Raw genomic sequence first — 18,745 nt, 5'->3', positions numbered from 1 at the left:
TTCATTCGTCCTTCTTCACATCCTTCTCGATCTCCTCCATGAAGAGGAGGTCGACGGCCTCGTTGAGGCTTGGGGTGATGGACAGGACGCTTTCGAGCTGCGAGATCTGTACCAGTTTCTGCACGGGCTCCTGAAGGCCGCAGACCACGAGCAGGCCGTTCACGCTGCGGCACAGGCGGTTGGCCACGAGCAGCGCGCTCAATCCGCTGGAATCGCAGTAGCGGGTGGCCTTCAGGTCGATGATGATGTTGCGGACACCGGTCTTGTTCAGGTACACCAGCTCGCTCTTCAGCTCCGGCGCACAGGTGGTGTCCAGCTTGTCCACGTTGGAGGTCACCAGCGTGTACCTGCCCTTGTCCTCGATGGTGAAGTTCATGGTCCTCGCCTGAAGGCGTTGGGCTCAAATATAATCAGCGCCTCAATTCTCCCTCGGGATCCGTCCGGCGAGCAGATAAAGCACCGCCATGCGGACGGCCACGCCGTTCTCCACCTGGTCCAGGATGATGCTGTTGGCGTGGTCGGCCACTTCGCTGGTGACCTCCACCCCGCGGTTGATCGGCCCCGGGTGCATGATGACGATGTCCCGGCCGAGCTGGCGGTAGCGCGGCAGATCGAGCCCGTAGAGCATGGCGTACTCGCGCAGACCCGGAAAGTTGGCCACGCCGTCGCCGCCCTGGCGCTCCAGCTGGATGCGCAGCATGTTCGCCACATCGCACCAGGCCAGCGCCTTGTCCAGGTCGTGCTCCACCCGCACACCCAGGCTGGCGACATGGCGGGGCATCAGGGTGGGCGGGCCGCAGAGGGTGACCTCGGCGCCGAGCTTGCGCAGGCAGTGGATGTTGCTGAGGGCCACGCGGCTGTGCAGGATGTCGCCGACGATGGCCACCTTCACCCCGCGGACACGTCCGAGCTTCTCGCGGATGCTGTATGCGTCGAGCAGGGCCTGTGTGGGATGTTCGTGCGTGCCGTCGCCGGCGTTCACGATCCGCGCACGGACGTGCCTGCTGAGGAACACGGCCGCGCCCGGGTCGGGGTGGCGCATCACCACCATGTCCACCTTCATCGCCAGGATGTTGTTCACCGTGTCGATGAGCGTCTCGCCCTTCTTCACGCTGCTGGACGAACTGGAGAAGTTGATGATGTCGGCGCTGAGCCGTTTCTCGGCCAGCTCGAAGCTGATGCGCGTGCGGGTGCTGTTCTCGAAGAACAGGTTGGCCACGGTGATGTCCCGCAGGGAGGGCACCTTCTTGATCGGCCGGGAGAGCACTTCCTTGAACCCGTCCGCCGTGCGGAAGATGAGCTCGATGTCATCCGGGGTCAGGTCCTGGATGCCCAGCAGGTGATCGGTGCTCAACTGGTCGCTCACGACGCGGAGGAGGCTTGGTGATGGATGCCACGCGCCGTGCCGCCCTCACCGCCGTGGAGGAGCACACGGTCCTGACCTTCGGTCTCGGCCCATTCCACGGTGACACGCTGCCCCTCGATGCTATCCACCCAGCGCCCCACGTAGTCCGCCGCGATGGGCAGTTCGCGGGCGAAGCGCCGGTCGACAAGCACGAGCAGCTGCACCGAGGCCGGCCGGCCGAAGCTGAGCAGGGCGTCGAGCCCCGCCCGGATGCTGCGGCCCGTGTACAGCACGTCATCGATGAGCACCACGTGGCGGCCCTCGATGGACAGGTCCATCTGCATGGCGTTCGGGGCGAGCGGCATCGGCCGTCGCCTGAAGTCGTCGCGGTGGAAGGTGATGTCGAGCTCGCCGGAGTCGATCCGTGCACCGCCGAGGATGCGGCCCAGTTCCCGCACCAGGCGACGGCTGAGGAAGACCCCCCGGGGCTGCAGGCCGAGCAGCACTGTGCTGGACAGGTCGCCGTGGTCCTCCACCAACTGGTAGCACAGCCGCTGCACGGTGAGGCCGAAGGCCGTGCTGTCCAGTAGGGTGGCGGCGTGCATGCGGCCCCGAAGATAACGGGATGCACCGCGCCGGACCGGAACGACGAAGCCCCGGCATGGCCGGGGCTTCGCTGTTGGTGCGGTCGGAAGGGTCAGTTCTCCGAACCCTCCTCCTCTTCGTTCCTGGCCTTCTTGCCGGAGCGCTCCTTGTTCTCCATGGCGCTCTTGAGGTCGCTCAGCACGCTGAGGTCGCCCAAGGTGCTCTTCTCCACCTTCTCGTTCACGCTCTTCACGCTGGCGCTCTGTCCTTCGCCGGCCGGGGCCTTCCGGGTGCGGCCACCGCGTGCGGTGCCCAGTTCCTCGGTGTCGTCACCCTCCTCGAAGGTGCGGGTGTGGCTCAGCACGATGCGGCGCGCCTCCCCGTTGAACTCCAGCACCTTGAAAGGCAGCTTCTCCTCCAGTTCGGCCTTGCTTCCGTCGGCCTTCTTGAGGTGCTTGGTGCTCACCGTGCCTTCCACGCCATAGGGCAGGGACACGATGAAGTTGTTGCCGTTGCGGCCCACCAGGGTGCCCTCGTGGACACTGCCTTCGGTGAACGTGCCTGCGAACACCTCCCAGGGGTTCTGCTCCACCTGCTTGTGGCCCAGGCTGAGGCGACGGTTGTCCTTGTCCACCTCCAGCACCTGCACCTCGATGTCGTCACCGACGTTGCAGAACTCGCTGGGGTGCTTGATGCGCTTGGTCCAGCTGAGGTCGCTGATGTGGATGAGGCCGTCCACGCCCTCCTCCAGCTCGGCGAAGATGCCGAAGTGGGTGAAGTTGCGCACTTTGGCCGTGTGGCGCGAGTTCACGGGGTACTTGAACTCGATGTCCGCCCAAGGGTCCGCGGCGAGCTGCTTCATGCCCAAGCTCATCTTGCGCTCCTCGCGGTCGATGTTCAGGATCACGCAGTCGATCTCCTGGCCTTCCTTCAGGAAGTCCTTCGGGCTGCGCAGGTGCTGGCTCCAGCTCATCTCGCTCACGTGCAGGAGACCCTCCACACCGGGCGCCACCTCCACGAACGCGCCGTAGTCCGTGATCACCATCACCTTGCCCTTCACCTTGTCGCCGGCGTTCATGTCGGCGCTCAGGGCATCCCAGGGGTGCGCGCTGAGCTGCTTCAGACCCAGGGCGATGCGCTTCTTCTCGTCGTCGAAGTCCAGGATCACCACGTTGATCTTGTCGTCGAGCTTCACCACCTCCTCGGGGTGGCTCACGCGGCCCCAGCTGAGGTCGGTGATGTGGATGAGGCCATCGACACCGCCCAGGTCCACGAACACGCCGTAGCTGGTGATGTTCTTCACGGTGCCTTCCAGCACCTGGCCCTTCTCCAGGCCGCCGATGATCTGCTTCTTCTGGGCTTCCAGTTCGGCCTCGATCAGCGCCTTGTGGGAGACCACCACGTTCTTGAACTCCTGGTTGATCTTCACCACCTTGAACTCCATGTTCTTGCCCACGTACTGGTCGTAGTCGCGGATCGGCTTCACGTCGATCTGCGAACCGGGCAGGAAGGCCTCGATGCCGAACACGTCGACGATGAGACCGCCCTTCGTGCGGCACTTCACATAGCCGGTGATCACCTCGTCGGTGGTCATGGCGTGGTTCACCTTGCCCCAGGCATTGTGCACGCGGGCGGTCTTGTGGCTCACCACCATCTGCCCGCCCTTGTCCTCCTGCTTCTCGATGTAGACCTCCACCTGGTCGCCCAGCTTGAGGTCCGGCTTGTAGCGGAATTCGCTCAGGGGCACCACACCCTCGGACTTGTAGCCGATGTTGATGACCACCTCCTTCTTGTTCATGCCCACCACGGTGCCCATGAGGACCTCCTTCTCGGAGATGCTGCTCAGGGTGTCCTCGTAGGCTTTCTCCATGGCCTCCCGCTCGTTGGCGGGGATGCCCTTCTTGTCATCCTCCAGGCCGGCCCAATCGAAATCCGCGGGCGGCTCGGCGAAGGTGACCTTGTTCTGTTCCGTCGACATGCTGTACTGACGTTTGTATCCCGACCCAAGGGGCCACCGACCGGGAGGGTTTGGTTGGCTCACGGTGTCCCTGCGTGAGCTTCCTGCTAAGGCCTGCCGTTCCGCGGAGGCGGAGGGCGGATCCGAAAAAGGACCGCAAAAGTACAAAAGGAAGCTGATCCTCAACACCTTGAACCCGGAGCAGGGAGGATGCCGTCCAACGCCCTCCCCGACCCGGACGGCACGTCTGCGCACCGCACGGCTACCTTTGGCCGTGGCACGGCTCCCCGGCCCTGGTCCTCAGCCGCTTCCGCATCCCCCACGATCCAGATCTCCCCTTCCGTCTTGCGCAGCTTCACCATTCCGAACCACTACCGCAGCGAGCTCATCGGCCGCCTGAAGGCCTTCCGGAAGGCGCAGGACCCCCGCAAGAAGGACCTGGCCCCCACCCTGCTCGACCTGGGCCCCGTGCGCTTCCTCTTCGCCCGTCACTTCGGCTTCTGCTACGGCGTGGAGAATGCCATCGAGATCAGCTACAAGGCCCTCGAGGAGAACCCCGGCTACCGGATCTTCCTGCTCAGCCAGATGATCCACAACCAGGCGGTGAACGATGACCTCACCGCGCGGGGCATGCGCTTCATCCAGGACACGCACGGACGCATGCTGATGGAATGGAGCGAGCTCACGGCGGCGGACATCGTGATCATCCCGGCCTTCGGCACCACCTTGGAGACCGAGGCCCGGTTGAAGGCGATCGGCATCGACCCCCTGCGCTACAACACCACCTGCCCCTTCGTGGAAAAGGTGTGGAAGCGCAGCGATCAACTGGGCGACCAGCTGTACACGGTGGTCATCCACGGCAAGGCCACGCACGAGGAGACGCGGGCCACCTTCAGCCACACGGTGCAGAAAGCGCCCGCCCTGGTGCTCCGGGACATGGCGGAGGCCGAACTGCTGGGCCGCATCATCCTCGGCGAGGTACCTGCCGAGACCTTCGAGGGCGTGTTCCGCGGCCGTGCCAGCGAGGGATTCGACCCCGTGCACGACCTCCAACGCATCGGTGTGGTGAACCAGACGACGATGCTGGCCACCGAAACGCAGGCCATCGCCGACCATCTGAAGCAGGTGATGATCGCGAAGCACGGCGAGGCCGACCTGAAACAGCACTTCGCTGATACGCGCGATACGCTCTGCTACGCCACCAACGACAACCAGGACGCCACCAACGAACTGCTGAAGGCCGAGGCCGACCTGGCCCTGGTGGTGGGCGGCTACAACAGCAGCAACACCAGCCATCTGGTGGAACTGCTTGAGCGCCGGTACCCCACGTATTTCATCAAGGACGAGGGCGAGCTCCTCAGCGCGGGGACGATCCAGCACTTCAATTACCCGGCGCATCGGCTGGACACCACCCACGACTGGCTCCCGGCGAAGCGCCCGCTCACTGTGATCCTCACCAGCGGCGCCAGCTGCCCGGACACGTTGCTGGACCGGGTGATGCTGAAGGTGCTATCGATGGTGGAGGGCTCGATGGACCCGGACTCGGTGGTCGACGGGATGGTATCCGCCTCCTAGGCGGCGTCACTCCTGCCCCACCCGGGCCAGCACGTCGAGCACATGGCCCAGCGCCACCTCGAACTGCTCCTGCGCGGTGATGTCGCTGTTGTCGATCTCGATGGCGCCCTGCGCCTTGGTGAGCGGGTCGGCCGCACGGGTGGTGTCGTCCAGGTCGCGCCGGCGGATGTTGGCCTCCACCTCGGCCAGGGTCACCTCCGCGCCTTTGACCTTCAGCTCGTGGTAGCGCCGCAGCGCCCGCACCTCCGGACGGGCCGTCATGTACAGCTTCACCTCCGCGTCGGGGAAGACCACGGTGCCGATGTCACGACCGTCCATCACCACGCCTTTCTCCCGGCCCATCCGCTGCTGCAGCCGAACCAGCTTCGCGCGCACCTCGGGCACCGGGCTCACCAAGGTCACCTGGTCGCTCACCTCCAGCGTGCGGATGCGGTGCTCCACGTTCCGCCCGTTGAGCGTGGTGGCGCTGCGGTCCGTCATGGGGTCGTGCTGGAAGCGGATGTCCACCCCGTCCAGCAGCGCCAGCAGCCCCTCCTTGTTCAGCACCCCGTTCGTCACCAGCCCGCTCTCCATGGCGAACAGCGCCATCGCGCGGTACATGGCACCACTGTCGATGTAGGTGTAGCCGAGGTGCTGGGCCAACTGCCGGGCCAGGGTGCTCTTGCCGCAGGACGAGAATCCGTCGATGGCGATGGTGATGCGCCGCACGGCCGCAAGGTAGCGCGGCAGGGTTCAGCCCTCTGGCACGGCCGCCGGAGCAAGGTCCTTCTCCTTGCGCTTCCGCCTGCGCTCCGGCTCCTGCCCGGGGGGACGCTTCTTGAAGTCGTTGAACCGTGCGGCCAACGTGATCGTGTTGGAGATCCCCGCCAGATGGTACTGCGCGAAGCCGTAGCTCAGGTGCACCTTGCTCACGCGCACACCGAGGCCGAAGCTCAGCCCGCTGATCCCCGGTTTTCCGTCCACCTTCAGCTCGCGCCGGCGCTGGAAGTCGTAACCCGCACGCAGGTTGAAGTAGCGCCCCAGCAACACCTCCACGTTGGGCACCACGTGCAGCACGGCGTTCTCGAAGAAGGACACCTCCTCCACGATCGGCTCACCGGTGGTGGGGTCGATCTGCTGCTGCTGCACAGGGTCGTCATAGGTGAGGTCCCACTGCTGCAGGTTCACGAAGGTGACGCCCAGGCGGAACGGCGCGTGACGGAACCGGTAGCTCACCCCCAGCTGCACGTCGAACGGCAGCTTTTCCTTCTGGTCCGTGTAGCGCGAGCTCACGAACCCGATGTTGCGGAGCAGCGCCGACACCGTGAGCCCCATGCTACGCTTGTGGAAGGTGGCCCCCAGGTCGGCCGCCCACCCTGTGGCGGTGTACGCCTCCAGTTGCGAGGTGATGAACTTCACGTTGGCCCCGACGGTGAAGAGGCTGTCGAGCGCGCGAGCGGCACCCAGCTGCACCACGTACTCTCCTCCATGGAAGGTGCCCGTCTCCGATCCGTCGGCCTCGGTGCGCTGGAAGGTGCCGTAGTCCACGAACTGCACGGTGCCGCTGAAGGTGGTGCGGAGGCTGTCGAAATGGTGGGCGTAGGACCCGAAGCCCATCTTGATGCCCTCGAAATAGGGCATGTAGCTGAAGGCCACCTGCCGACCCATGGTGGGGTTCAGTACCGAGGGGTTGAAGATGCCCATGTTGAGGTCATCGTCCATCACGGCGATGTGGTTGCCCCCCAGCGCGCTGATGCGGGCCGAAGAGGGGATATCCAACACGCGGAACACGGCCTGGCCTCCTAGCTGGGCCCGGACCGGCATCACAAGAAGAAGCAGGGCGATGGAGGCGGCTTGGGATCGCTTCATGCAGGTACACGCCGGGCAGCGCGGTTAGGGAACGCAAGATAGAACGGCCTATTATCCCACCGGCGGAACTTGCCGTTGACGCCAGGTAACAAAGCCTTAACGATCGGAACAGGTCGGCGTAACACCCTGCCGGGACCTTTGCGGCGCGAACGAACAGGTCCGTTCGCCACCCTCGATGCACCGCACCCTTCTCCTCTCCCTGCTCCTGCTGGCGACCCGGGCGCTCCTCGCCCAGAACGGCACCGTGGCGGGCGTGATCACGGCCAATGAGGGCGGCTCCGTGCAGCCCATGCCCTTCGTGAACGTGATCATCAAGGGCACCACCTTCGGCGCCAGCACCGACCTCGACGGCCGCTACAGCTTTCCCTGCCCGGCGGGTGAACATACGCTCCTGGTGAGCTTCGTGGGCTTCGAGCCGGTGGAGCGGGCCATCACCATGGTGGCGGGCGGCACCGTGACGGCGGACGTCTTCCTGGCGGCACCCTCGAACCAGCTGCAGCAGGTGGACGTGGTGCATACGGTGGACCGTGAGCATGGATCGGTGCTGATGATGGAACGCAAGGAGACCGACAAGCTGGTGCAGACCATCGGTGCCCAGGAACTGCGCAAGAAGGGTGCTACGGACGTGGCCGAGGGGGTGACCAAGATGGTCGGCATGAGCGTGATGGGCGGACGGTACGTCTTCGTGCGCGGGCTCGGCGACCGCTACAATGCGGCCTACCTCAATGGCCTGCCCTTGCCCTCTCCCGACCCCGACATGAAGGTCGCCCCGCTGGACATCATCCCCACCGACGTGGTCGGCAGCGTATCCGTCACCAAGGCCTTCTCCCCTGAGCTGTACGGCGACTTCAGCGGAGGATCCGTGGACATCCGCACGCGCCGCGCCACTGGCGAGCCCACCCTGCGCATCCAGGTGGGCGGCGGCGTGAACACGCGCACCACCTTCGGCACCTTCCGCTCCTACACCGGTGGCGGCAGCGACTTCTGGGGACGCGACGATGGCGCCCGCGAACTGCCTGCCGGCGCCACACGGCCCGGCACCAACATCGGCGGGGAGCGCCTCCTCGTGCCGGTGAACCTCAACGGCACGACGGGCAGTGCGGCACCCGACCTCAATTTCGGGCTCTCCGGCGGCACACGCATCCGTTTGGGCGAGCACATCGCGCTGGGCGTGATCGGCAGCGCCAGCTACCGCAACGAGCACCGCTACCGCGAAGGCGCCGTGCGCATCGTCAACGCCAGCAATGCCGCCCTGATCGACTACGACGTCCAGAGCTGGCAGTTCAACACGCAGAGCTCGGCGCTCTGCGGCCTGAACCTCGAACTGGGCAAGCGTCATCAGGTGTCGGTCACCAGCCTGTGGGTGAACCTCAGCAGCGATGAGCACCGCGTCAACGACGGCTTCCACTTCGACTACGCCGACCGCGTCCACGCACGGCGCTTCACCTTCCGCCAGAACAGCCTGTGGGTGAACCAGCTCGCCGGTCACCACGCGTTCGGCCGGGCCGACCGGCTCACCCTGGACTGGAGCGGTTCGATGGGCACCGCCGATGCGGCCGAACCCGACCGCCGTCAGCTGGTGTACCTGTACAACTCCGACGGAGGCGCCACCAGCTACCGCTTCAACGCGATCGACCGCCTGGAGAACCACCGCTGGTACAGCGGTCTGCAGGAGCAGGAGCTGAGCGCCCAGGCCGGGGCCGCCTACCGCGTGCTGCAGCGCGAACGCGACATGGAGCTGCTCAACGTGCTCACCCTGCGCACCGGCTATCAGGTGCGCCGCATGGAGCGGACGTTCGGATATGACATCCTCACCTACGACCTCGCCGGCGTGAACGCCGCCAACCCGGGCGGGGTGGACGTGGATGCACCCGACCAGTACCTGAACGCCACCACCTACGCCGCCGGGCAGTTCACGCTGAACAACAGCACCGGCCCGGAGGCGGACCACCGCATCGAACGGAACATCAATGCCGCCCACCTCGCCGCGGAGGCCGACCTGGTGCCCGGCAAGCTCAAGCTCCTCACCGGCGCGCGCTTCGAGCAGGGCGACCAGCGCATCGTGTACCGCAAGCAGAGCGACAGCTTTTACCAGCCGCAACGGGTGGCGCGGATCGAGAGCGACGATCTTCTGCCCTTCCTGAGCCTGCGGCTTGATGTCCGCGAGCGGCACGTGGTGCGCCTCAGCGGCAGCAAGACGATCAGCCGCCCGGGCTTCCGCGAGATGGCGCCCTTCGAGTACACCGAGTTCTTCGCGGGCACCAAGAACATCGGCAACCCCGACCTGCGCAACGGAACCAACTACAACGCCGACCTGCGCTACGAGCTCTACCCCGGCCATGGCGAACTGCTCGCCGTGGGCGCCTTCGGCAAGGTGCTCAACGACCCCATCGAAAAGGTGGCCCTGGCCACCGCGAGCGGTCAGCTGATGAGCTTCCGCAACACCGGCCAGGCCACCGTGGCGGGCGTGGAGGTGGAGCTGGTGCGCAACATCGGCCACCTGATGGGGCGTGACAGCAGCGTGTGGAACGCCTTCAGCATCGGGATGAACGCCACCTACCTCTACAGCCGCCTCGAGGTCGGCGAACAGAACGCAGGCACGGAGACCGGAACGGTGGTGCTCACGAACGCATCGCGTCCGCTCCAGGGCGCAAGCCCCTACCTGCTGAACGCCGACCTGAGCTGGACCCGCGCCCTGGGCCGCACGCTGACGCTGACGGCCACCGCCGCGTACAACGTGTTCGGCGCGCGCATCTTCGCCGCCGGGGCCAACGGACTGGGCGATCAGTACGAGCTGCCCGTGCATACGCTCAACCTGATCCTGCGCGGCGACATCGGCCGCCGCTGGCAGGTGAACCTCAACCTGCGCAACCTGCTCGACGCCCCGGTGCGCGTGCAGCAGGAAACGCCCAACGGCACCTCGCTCGTGAACGAGTACCGCACGGGCGTCGGCATCTCCGCCGGCATCGGCTTCCGCATCCTCTGACACGGTGCACGAGCGGAGCGCCGGATCCCTGCGATCCGGCGCTCCACCATGTTAAGACCATGCGCCGCGGAGGCCGTGCATGATTAAGGAAACGATAACGCTCGGCACACATCGGCCTCATGCCACGGCCGGAGCTTTGCGGCATCAATACAGACCATGAACTTCAACGCATCCCTCACCAGCCGCCTCCTCACCACGCTTGTCGTGGTCGGCATCGCAGCGGCACCGCTCACCTCCTGCAAGAAGAAGGAAGGGTGCACGGACCCCAGCGCCGTGAACTACGACCCGGACGCGGACAACGATGACGGCACCTGCATCTACGCCTCCACCGATCCCACCACGGTGATCAACGGCCAGACCTACCATGTCCTGAGCGGGACCATCGGCAGCAGCCGCACCCTCGGGTCCGACAAGCGCTGGCTTCTCAGTGGTGGCGTGTTCGTGGCCAACGGCGCGGTGCTCACCATCGATGCCGGAACGATGATCTACGCGGCCGATGACGGCACCACACCTTTCCTGAGCGTGCAGCGCGGCGGCCGCATCAATGCGGTGGGCAGCCCCTCGGCGCCCATCGTGTTCACGACGATCAAGACCATCACCGGTGGCGCGGCCCCCGGCGCATGGGGCGGCATCGTGCTCAACGGCTACGCCCAGATCAACATCTGCGGTGGCGGCGGCTGCACGGCGGAAGGTGAAGGCGGATCCGGCACGTATGGCGGCAGCGACGACTCCGACAACAGCGGCGTGATGAAGTACGTGCGCGTGGAATACGCCGGCAAGATCCTCGGCACCGACAACGAGCTCAACGGCTTCTCCTTCAATGGCGTGGGCAGCGGCACGGTGCTGGAGCACCTGCAGGCCTACAAGGGCAGCGACGACGGCTTCGAGTTCTTCGGCGGCACCGCCACCCTGAAGTGGGCCCTGAGCACCGGCAACAGCGACGACAGCTTCGACTGGAGCCACGGCTGGCGCGGCAAGGGCCAGTTCTGGGCCGTGCATCAGGACCCCGCCAGCTGCGACCGCGGCTTCGAGTGCGACAACTGGGAGACCGACTTCATGGTGCAGCCCTTCTCGAACCCGATCGTGAGCAACTTCACCATCGTGGCCGCCGATGACGGCACCGCCAGCGAGGCCGTGCGCCTGCGCCATGGCACCCGCGGACGCCTGTACAACGGCCTGGTGGCCGGCGCCGGTGTCGGCAGCGGCATCCGCGTCAGCGATAGCTGCAGCACCTGGATGGACCAGGGCCTGCTGATGCGCCGCAACACCACCGCCTACGGCTTCGCCACCAACTGGAAGGACTGCGACCCCTTCGCCAGCGACGCCACCAATTCGGCCACCGACCCCGGCGTGCTCTCCGGGTACGTGGGCACCGAGAACGCCAACGCCGTGGACCCCACGACGCTGGACAGCTGGTTCAGCCCGGCCACCTACAAAGGAGCCGTGCCCGCCGGCGATGAATGGACCTCCGGTTGGACCCTTCCGCTCTGAGCGCGCGGAACACCACCATCACCGATCCCAGGAAAGCCCCGCCGTTCGGCGGGGCTTTCCCCGTTCAGGGCCGTCGCACCCAGAGCAGGGAGGCATCGCCGTAGCTCAGGAACCGATATCCTCCGGACAGGGCGTGGTCGTAGATCCTCCGCCAGTCCGGGCCCACACAGGCCGCCACCAGCAAGAGGAGCGTACTGCCGGGCTGGTGGAAGTTCGTGATCAGCGCGTCGGCCAGCCGCATGCGATAGCCGGGGGCGATCAGCAGGGCCGTGCTCCCGGTGACCTGGTCCATTCCCCGGTCATCCATCCAGCGAAGCACGGCGCCCACGGCCTCGCGCACGCCCGGCCCGTCGTCGGCCATGCCCTCATACGGCTCCCACTGGTCCACCTGCAGCTCTTCCGGATCGGACCCGCGCAGGATGCGGGCACCATGCCAATACAGGCTCTCGATCGTCCGCAATGAGGTGGTGCCGGTGACCACGATGGGGCGTGCACCCGCGCTGTCGTGCAGGAGCTGCACCGCCTCGCGCCCCACCAGGATGCGCTCGCGGTGCATGGAATGACCGGCCATGGTATCGGCGTGAACAGGCAGGAAGGTGCCCGCCCCCACATGCAGGGTGACCCGGGCCTCCTGGATCCCGTGCTCCCGCAGGGCATCGAGCAGGGCCGAGGTGAAATGGAGCCCGGCGGTGGGGGCGGCCACGGACCCCTCGGACCGGGCGAAGACCGTCTGGTACCGCTCCTGGTCCTCCACCACGGCATCGCGATGCATGTAAGGCGGCAGGGGCACTTGGCCGGCGCGCGCGAGCACTTCGGCGAACGTCAGCCCTTCGGGCAGCCAGTTGAACCGCACCCGCGGCCCGTACCCGTCGTCCGGCGACCGCTCGGCGAAGAGCTTCACATCGCCATGCGGCGACCGGAACAACTGACCGAGCGGACCCTGCTTCCAACGCTTCGCGTTGCCCAGGGCGCATCGCCACTCCGCCTCGCCCACCTGCTGGAACGCTTCCTCCACCGCACCGCCGTGGGCGGGCTCCAGGCAGAACACCTCGATCCGTGCCCCCGTGTCCTTGTGGAAGTGCAAGCGGGCGTTCACCACCCGGGTGTCGTTCATCACCAGCAGGGAGGTGGCGGGCAGCAGACCGGGCAGGTCGGCGAAGGTCCGGTCCTCGATCATGCCTTCGCGGTACACCAGCAGCCGTGATGATCCGCGGTCGGCCGGTGGGTGCTGGGCGATGCGATCGGCCGGCAGCTCGTACTGCACGGCGGAGACGGTGAGGTCGCGGGGGTGCGGCATGGCCGCGAAGGTCGGAGGAGTCCGCTCAGATGCCCAGCTCCACCTGGAGCCACACGCCCCAGCGCGCGCCCGGTGCGTCCAAGGCCGCCCGTCCTTTCGCCCAGGCGTAGCTCACCGCGCTCTGCATCTTCACCCGATGATGGTTGATGTAGCGCGTGTAGCCCAGCCAGCCCTCTTCACGCTGGAACGTGCTGCCCATGAGCCGGGCCGAAGGCACGACCAGCGAATAGCGCCCCACCACTTCGTTCCTCTCACCCAGCAGCTTGCTTAGCTGGGTGTTCCATCCCCAGCCTTCCAGGACCAGCATGGAACCGCCATCGGCCGCCATCACCATGGGCCAGCCCACCACGTCCCGATGACAGAACTCCGTGGTCACCGCAAGGCCCCGGTACTTCAGGAGCGCATCGGCGATGAAGGTGTTCAGCGTGCGTTCCTGTCCGTCCGGGAGGGTCTCGCCCAGCTGCCCGCCGGTCCTTCGCGCATGGATGTTCGCGGAGTATCCCGCGCCGACGGACACCTTCACCGATGGCTCGCGGGCCAGGTCCCCTTCGAAGTAGTCGCCGTCCTCGGCGAACGCGCCGAAGGGAAGCCACTCCAGGCGGCCGGTGTAGCAGAGGCCATCATCACCGGGGGAGGCATTGCGGCCCTCGCCGCTGGTCAGCGCCACCTTCACGGCGAGCTCATGCGCCTTGATGCGGCCCTGCCAGGCGCCGAACACACCGAAATCGCGGTCGAGGGTGAACGCCGCATTGACGATGGACCGGTCCGGCAGCTGCAGGGCGCCGGAGGACACCACCCGCTGCCGGTTGCCCGGCAGCTTGGTCTGCCCGATGGCGAAGGTCCAGTGGGCATCGGGCGCGTAGAGCGCGATGGCGTCGCGGATGGGCTGGGCCACGGTGCCGTCCACCAGGTCCATGTCCGCCTTGCTGAACCCCAGCTGCACCTTGTACTGGATCTTCGGGCTGAGCAGGAAGCCGTCGAAGCGGAGGCGCATGCGGCGGATCCGGATGTCGCTGCTGCCGATGGTGAGGTCGTCCCCCGATGTGCTCAGCAGGGCGAACCGGTTCTGCATCCGGAAGCGCACGGTCATCCTGAACAGGCTGTCCCGCTGAAGGACCAGCCCCTTGTTGCGGTCGAAACGCCCCGTGAGGCCCTCGCCGCTGCGCTGGGCTGATGTGGTTCCGGACAGGGCCAGCAGAACGACGAGGAGGAAGGGAAGGCGCATGGAGAGGTTATCGGAAGACTGCGAAAAAATTAAGCCAATGTTAATCCGATGTTACCCGGGTTAACACTGGCTTACCCCCCCCCCCCCCCCCCCCCCCCTGCCCCCCCGCCCCCCCCCCCCCCCCCCCCCCCCCCCCCCCCCCCCCCCCCCCCCCCCCCCCCCCCCCCCCCCCCCCCCCGCCCCCCCCCCCCCCCCCCCCCCCCCCCCCCCCCCCCCCCCCCCCCCCCCCCCCCCCCCCCCCCCCCCCCCCCCCCCCCCCCGCCCCCCCTCCCCCCCCCCCCCCCCCCCCCCCCCCGCCGCCCCCCCCCCCCCCCGCCCCCCCCCCCCCCCCCCCCCCCCCCCCCCCCCCCCCCCCCCCCCCCCCCCCCCCCCCCCGCCCCCCCCCCCCCCCCCCCCCCCCCCCCCCCCCCCCCCCCCCCCCCCCCCCCCCCCCCCCCCCCCCCCCCCCCCCCCCCCCCCCCCCCCCCCCCCCCCCCCCCCCCCCCCCCCCCCCCCCCCCCCCGCCCCCCCCCCCCCCCCCCCCCCCCCCCCCCCCCCCCCCCCCCCCCCCCCCCCCCCCCCCCCCCCCCCCCCCCCCCCCCCCCCCCCCCCCCCCCCCCCCCCCCCCCCCCCCCCCCCCCCCCCCCCCCCCCCCCCCCCCCCCCCCCCCCCCCCCCCCCCCCCCCCCCCCCCCCCCCCCCCCCCCCCCCCCCCCCCCCCCCCCCCCCCCCCCCCCCCCCCCCCCCCCCCCCCCCCCCCCCCCCCCCCCCCGGCCCCCCCCCCCCCCCCCCCCCCCCCCCCCCCCCCCCCCCCCCCCCCCCCCCCCCCCCCCCCCCCCCCCCCCCCCCCCCCCCCCCCCCCCCCCCCCCCCCCCCCCCCCCCCCCCCCCCCCCCCCCCCCCCCCCCCCCCCCCCCCCCCCCCCCCCCCCCCCCCCCCCCCCCCCCCCCCCCCCCCCCCCCCCCCCCCCCCCCCCCCCCCCCCCCCCCCCCCCCCCCCCCCCCCCCCCCCCCCCCCCCCCCCCCCCCCCCCCCCCCCCCCCCCCCCCCCCCCCCCCCCCCCCCCCCCCCCCCCCCCCCCCCCCCCCCCCCCCCCCCCCCCCCCCCCCCCCCCCCCCCCCCCCCCCCCCCCCCCCCCCCCCCCCCCCCCCCCCCCCCCCCCCCCCCCCCCCCGCCCCCCCCCGACCCCCCCCTTCTTTGTCACCGTCTCAGTAACACAGGCCGCACCTCGCCCTCCTCCGGAAGCGGGGCCGGGCCGTGGACCGCACCGTTCCTACGCCACCTTCAGCGCGTTCTCCACCTTCTCCTTCAGCAGGGCGTGCTTCACCACCTCGATCATCTCGGTGACGTAGGTGAAGCGCATGCCCTTGGTGTAGCGCGCGTCGATGTCCTCGATGTCCTTTCACACGAACACGGGCTGGGAGCACTTGATCTATATTCACCATCCACAACCCCTCTGACCATGTTAGGTGTGCGCATCGCCATGTTCGATCTCGCGCTATTAACGAGCGGTGCATGGGGGCAGTCCCCCTTTGGCGCGGATCCCGGGTTCGTGCCAACGCTGGACCCCAACGCCGTTGACGTTCGATCGTGCTACGAACTACCCGATGGCCACCTGCTGATATCCCATTCAACGACATCCGGCCTTGTCCCATTCCAATCCAGGATCCTCAGGCTGCTTCCTGATGGAAGCGTTGACAGCTCATTCGACCCCATCATGGGTGAATACGCCATTCTGCCGTATGATGAGGGCAGGTTCTACACTCAAAGCGGAGGTTCCGGAGGGATCATTCGAAGAAGGAGTACAGCGGATGGTTCCTTGGACACCACCTTCAACTTCGACCCCAACCCTTGGCAAACGTGGGAGGTAATGGCCATTGGCGACATTGAGGTATTGGATGACGGCCGCTTGCTACTAACAGGTTGGATCGAACTGAGCGATACGGCGCACGGCTGGATAGGTGAGTACGACCTCATTCGCGTTACTACGAGCGGTTCCCTGGATACGACGTTCACACCGCGCAGGGCCAACGGGTTCATGCATGACATCCATATCATGCCCGATCAATGGCACCTGATCAGTGGCGCGCAATCCGTCTACGACTTTTCACAGGTTAAGCCGACCTTCAGGATCTCTCCGGTCGGCAACGTGGACGCAACGTTCACCGTGGGGCATATTTACTTGGGTAAGGGACCATACAACATCATACAGCAATCCGGAGGAAAATACCTTGTAGCTGGCAGGCTCTTCTACTACAAGAACCTCCTTGACATCGATACGCTGGAACTAGTGCGTTGGAACAACGACGGTTCGCTCGATAGCAGTTTCAACAATTGGAACGAGGTGGTGCATTCAACGTCCTCTGCGTACAGCAGTGGCTATGATCTAGAGGTCCTGACGGACGGTCGGATCCTGTTCACAGGCCTTTTCGACCATATCAATAATGAAGAACGGGGAGGCGTCGCCATGTTCGACCAGAACGGCGAACTGTTACCCGATCCGTTCGAGGAAGGAGGGTGTGGTGCGGCGGGTTTGACCACTGCCGTTGGACTGTACACATCGGAAAATGAAGGTCGGTTCCTGCATGGCACGTTCAGTGGGTTCGCCGATGACGTCGGCCTACATCCGCTACGGCACCTGGTCCGGCTGAATGCAGCGGATGTCTTCACCCCTGAGCATCCGAGCGGGTCCATGGCAGCATTTCCGATGCCATGTCGCACGGATCTGTTCCTGCAGCTCCCAAAGTCCTCTCCGAGTTTTTCGGCGCGCGCCTCCGTGTCGGATCGGCTGGGTCGTGTTCAGCTACAACGTCTTCTGCAGGTCGATCACGGGGAGGCCACGATAGACCTGTCGGACCTCCCGGCGGGTTGGTATGTGCTTGTGCTTGAAGGTGACAGCGTATCACGGTTCTCCACCTCGGTGGTCAAAGTCCCATGAAAACCACAATGGCCTTGTTACTGACCGCTTGGTCGACCAGCGTACTCGGCCAAGTTCCGTTCAGCGTGACCAATTTGCATCCTTTGGATGAGCCCGGGTACGCGTGTGCCGTTCGCGAGTATGGGGATAGTTTGTTGGTGTTCACGCACAAGCAAGCCTACGATGGAAGTGAGGTGAACGTCTTCACGGAAGCATACGGTCCGGACGGCGCGTTGCTCTGGGAGAAGCAACATCCTACAGCGAGGGCAGCAACACTTGGATATTGGGACCCGATCTCGGAACCTGACACATTCGGCACCTTTTTCGGCGGCTTGACCACAACTGGGATCAATCAACCGGATAGTCTGTTCCTTGTCCGGTTCGATCAGCAGGGCAACTTGATGTCCCGCAGCTTCCTGACCAGCGCGTATGACCTGGTCACACGTGACGTGGTACGCTCTGGACCGAATGTGTATACAGCTTACTCAAGGCTGGATAGTGCAGATGGACCCTACCGGGCATTCCTTATCCGATCGGACTCCACAGGTGCGGTCGTCTGGGAACGCGACTATCCTACGATCTGGGCATCCTCACTTGGGATGGCTGTGAACCAGAACGAGGAGATATTCTTGACCGGGTGGGAGGCAAGTGCAGCGTTCCCCTATCGCTCCCGCATCCTGAAATGCGACACATCAGGGGATCAGATCTGGAATCAACCCTTCATGTCCAACTGGCCTGGAACCTACAACCACAGTGCGGTCGCGAGGAAGATCGCATGCCTCGATAACGGTGACCCTGTACTGGCCGGGGGTTGCTGGGACGAAAGCGGGATCGGCGCACCCGAAACGGAGCAGTTCTTGACACGCTTGAACACCATCAACGGAAACAAGGTCTGGCTGAGCAGGTTCGACACTGCGATCAGTGAATTCGCCATGCTGGATGATGTGGAGCTAGCATCGAACGGCGATCTGCTGACATGCGGCTATAGTACTCCTGCGGACACGAACGGATTCCACGGGGTCCTATACCGCGTGGCTTCGAGCGGCCCACTACTGTGGAAACGCAGGTTCCGGTTCCTCACGGGCGGCGCGGTCAACATGCTCAACGACATCACCGAGTTAGCTGACGGATCCATCGCGCTGTGCGGGACGACCCGACTTAGCTTCACGTTCGGAACGGTCATCTGGGTCCTGAAGCTTGACGCGGACGGGTGCTTGGTTCCGGGATGTGGCAGCGTTGGAGTGGTCGAAATCGATGTTCCACTGGGTCCGGTGCACCGGATGTGGCCGAACCCGTCAGCCGATGTGCTTCATGTGGACCTTGACGGATCCGACGCTATCACAGGGGAGCATCAAGCTCAGTATTCCATCATCGGGGTGAACGGGCACGACACGGCCATGAAAGGATCGCTACGCTCCGGCACCAATAGCATTGACGTTAGAGGGTTGGCTCCAGGGACCTATGGCCTGATCGTTTCAACCGCCCAGCCCCACGCAAAGAGGAATTACCGTTTCGTCGTTGCACGTTGACCTGCAGCCGAGCA

Annotated in this window: 13 protein-coding genes; 5 read left to right on the top strand and 8 right to left on the bottom strand. The window is 66.6% G+C overall.

Annotated elements, in window-relative coordinates; all coding sequences use genetic code 11:
- Position 1 precedes the first annotated feature (1 nt).
- From IPJ87_03780 to rpsA, 4 genes are all read right to left on the bottom strand, one after another.
- Positions 2-376: an STAS domain-containing protein gene (locus IPJ87_03780; protein MBK7940987.1), complete on the bottom strand. Its 375-nt coding sequence runs from the start codon at positions 374-376 to the stop codon at positions 2-4.
- A 42-nt stretch (positions 377-418) separates the two neighbouring features.
- Positions 419-1,366, bottom strand: coding sequence for an aspartate carbamoyltransferase catalytic subunit (locus IPJ87_03775; protein ID MBK7940986.1), 948 nt, complete (start codon positions 1,364-1,366; stop codon positions 419-421).
- The gene (gene pyrR, locus IPJ87_03770) at positions 1,363-1,950 is read right to left on the bottom strand and encodes a bifunctional pyr operon transcriptional regulator/uracil phosphoribosyltransferase PyrR (GenBank protein MBK7940985.1); all 588 of its coding nucleotides are present in this window, start codon (positions 1,948-1,950) and stop codon (positions 1,363-1,365) included. The genes IPJ87_03775 and pyrR overlap by 4 nt, the downstream gene beginning before the upstream one ends.
- Before the next feature lie 92 nt (positions 1,951-2,042).
- A complete protein-coding gene (rpsA, locus tag IPJ87_03765) occupies positions 2,043-3,908 on the bottom strand; it encodes a 30S ribosomal protein S1 (GenBank protein ID MBK7940984.1) in 1,866 nt (621 codons plus the stop codon).
- 324 nt (positions 3,909-4,232) lie between these two features.
- On the opposite strand from rpsA, the gene IPJ87_03760 reads away from it, so the two are divergent.
- A complete protein-coding gene (locus IPJ87_03760; GenBank protein MBK7940983.1) occupies positions 4,233-5,462 on the top strand; it encodes a 4-hydroxy-3-methylbut-2-enyl diphosphate reductase in 1,230 nt (409 codons plus the stop codon).
- A gap of 6 nt (positions 5,463-5,468) precedes the next feature.
- Here IPJ87_03760 and IPJ87_03755 read toward each other — a convergent pair whose 3' ends face one another.
- Positions 5,469-6,170 carry a (d)CMP kinase gene (locus IPJ87_03755; GenBank protein ID MBK7940982.1) on the bottom strand — a complete coding sequence of 234 codons (702 nt, stop codon included), beginning with the start codon at positions 6,168-6,170 and terminating at the stop codon, positions 5,469-5,471.
- A gap of 24 nt (positions 6,171-6,194) precedes the next feature.
- Positions 6,195-7,310: a type IX secretion system protein PorQ gene (gene porQ / locus IPJ87_03750; protein ID MBK7940981.1), complete on the bottom strand. Its 1,116-nt coding sequence runs from the start codon at positions 7,308-7,310 to the stop codon at positions 6,195-6,197.
- A 175-nt stretch (positions 7,311-7,485) separates the two neighbouring features.
- On the opposite strand from porQ, the gene IPJ87_03745 reads away from it, so the two are divergent.
- Both IPJ87_03745 and IPJ87_03740 read left to right on the top strand, forming a co-directional pair.
- Positions 7,486-10,296, top strand: a complete 2,811-nt coding sequence (locus tag IPJ87_03745) for a TonB-dependent receptor (GenBank protein ID MBK7940980.1) — start codon at positions 7,486-7,488, stop codon at positions 10,294-10,296.
- Positions 10,297-10,452: 156 nt separating this feature from the next.
- On the top strand, positions 10,453-11,787 hold the full coding sequence (locus tag IPJ87_03740) for a hypothetical protein (GenBank protein ID MBK7940979.1): 1,335 nt from the start codon (positions 10,453-10,455) through the stop codon (positions 11,785-11,787).
- A gap of 64 nt (positions 11,788-11,851) precedes the next feature.
- On the opposite strand, the gene IPJ87_03735 is transcribed toward IPJ87_03740, so the two are convergent.
- Positions 11,852-13,084 (bottom strand): S-adenosylmethionine:tRNA ribosyltransferase-isomerase, encoded by a 1,233-nt coding sequence (locus tag IPJ87_03735; protein MBK7940978.1) that lies wholly within the window; start codon positions 13,082-13,084, stop codon positions 11,852-11,854.
- 25 nt (positions 13,085-13,109) lie between these two features.
- On the bottom strand, positions 13,110-14,309 hold the full coding sequence (locus tag IPJ87_03730; GenBank protein MBK7940977.1) for a porin: 1,200 nt from the start codon (positions 14,307-14,309) through the stop codon (positions 13,110-13,112).
- Between the two features lie 1,438 nt (positions 14,310-15,747).
- On the opposite strand from IPJ87_03730, the gene IPJ87_03725 reads away from it, so the two are divergent.
- Both IPJ87_03725 and IPJ87_03720 read left to right on the top strand, forming a co-directional pair.
- Positions 15,748-17,223, top strand: a complete 1,476-nt coding sequence (locus IPJ87_03725) for a hypothetical protein (protein MBK7940976.1) — start codon at positions 15,748-15,750, stop codon at positions 17,221-17,223.
- 137 nt (positions 17,224-17,360) lie between these two features.
- Complete coding sequence (locus tag IPJ87_03720) at positions 17,361-18,731, top strand: hypothetical protein (GenBank protein MBK7940975.1); 1,371 nt, start codon at positions 17,361-17,363, stop codon at positions 18,729-18,731.
- Positions 18,732-18,745 lie beyond the last annotated feature (14 nt).

Source organism: Flavobacteriales bacterium (assembly GCA_016713875.1).
Taxonomy (GTDB): Bacteria; Bacteroidota; Bacteroidia; order Flavobacteriales_F; family PHOS-HE28; genus PHOS-HE28.
Note: the sequence above shows the minus strand (reverse complement) of the source record. Positions and strands in the feature narration are given on the sequence as shown.

What these genes read in the sequence shown, in the direction of transcription:
- pyrR (MBK7940985.1), bottom strand. Translation starts at nt 1,950, where the DNA reads ATGCACGCCGCCACCCTACTGGACAGCACGGCCTTCGGCCTCACCGTG.
- rpsA (MBK7940984.1), bottom strand. Translation starts at nt 3,908, where the DNA reads ATGTCGACGGAACAGAACAAGGTCACCTTCGCCGAGCCGCCCGCGGAT.
- IPJ87_03745 (MBK7940980.1), top strand. Translation starts at nt 7,486, where the DNA reads ATGCACCGCACCCTTCTCCTCTCCCTGCTCCTGCTGGCGACCCGGGCG.
- IPJ87_03735 (MBK7940978.1), bottom strand. Translation starts at nt 13,084, where the DNA reads ATGCCGCACCCCCGCGACCTCACCGTCTCCGCCGTGCAGTACGAGCTG.
- porQ (MBK7940981.1), bottom strand. Translation starts at nt 7,310, where the DNA reads ATGAAGCGATCCCAAGCCGCCTCCATCGCCCTGCTTCTTCTTGTGATG.
- IPJ87_03730 (MBK7940977.1), bottom strand. Translation starts at nt 14,309, where the DNA reads ATGCGCCTTCCCTTCCTCCTCGTCGTTCTGCTGGCCCTGTCCGGAACC.
- IPJ87_03780 (MBK7940987.1), bottom strand. Translation starts at nt 376, where the DNA reads ATGAACTTCACCATCGAGGACAAGGGCAGGTACACGCTGGTGACCTCC.
- IPJ87_03740 (MBK7940979.1), top strand. Translation starts at nt 10,453, where the DNA reads ATGAACTTCAACGCATCCCTCACCAGCCGCCTCCTCACCACGCTTGTC.
- IPJ87_03725 (MBK7940976.1), top strand. Translation starts at nt 15,748, where the DNA reads ATGTTAGGTGTGCGCATCGCCATGTTCGATCTCGCGCTATTAACGAGC.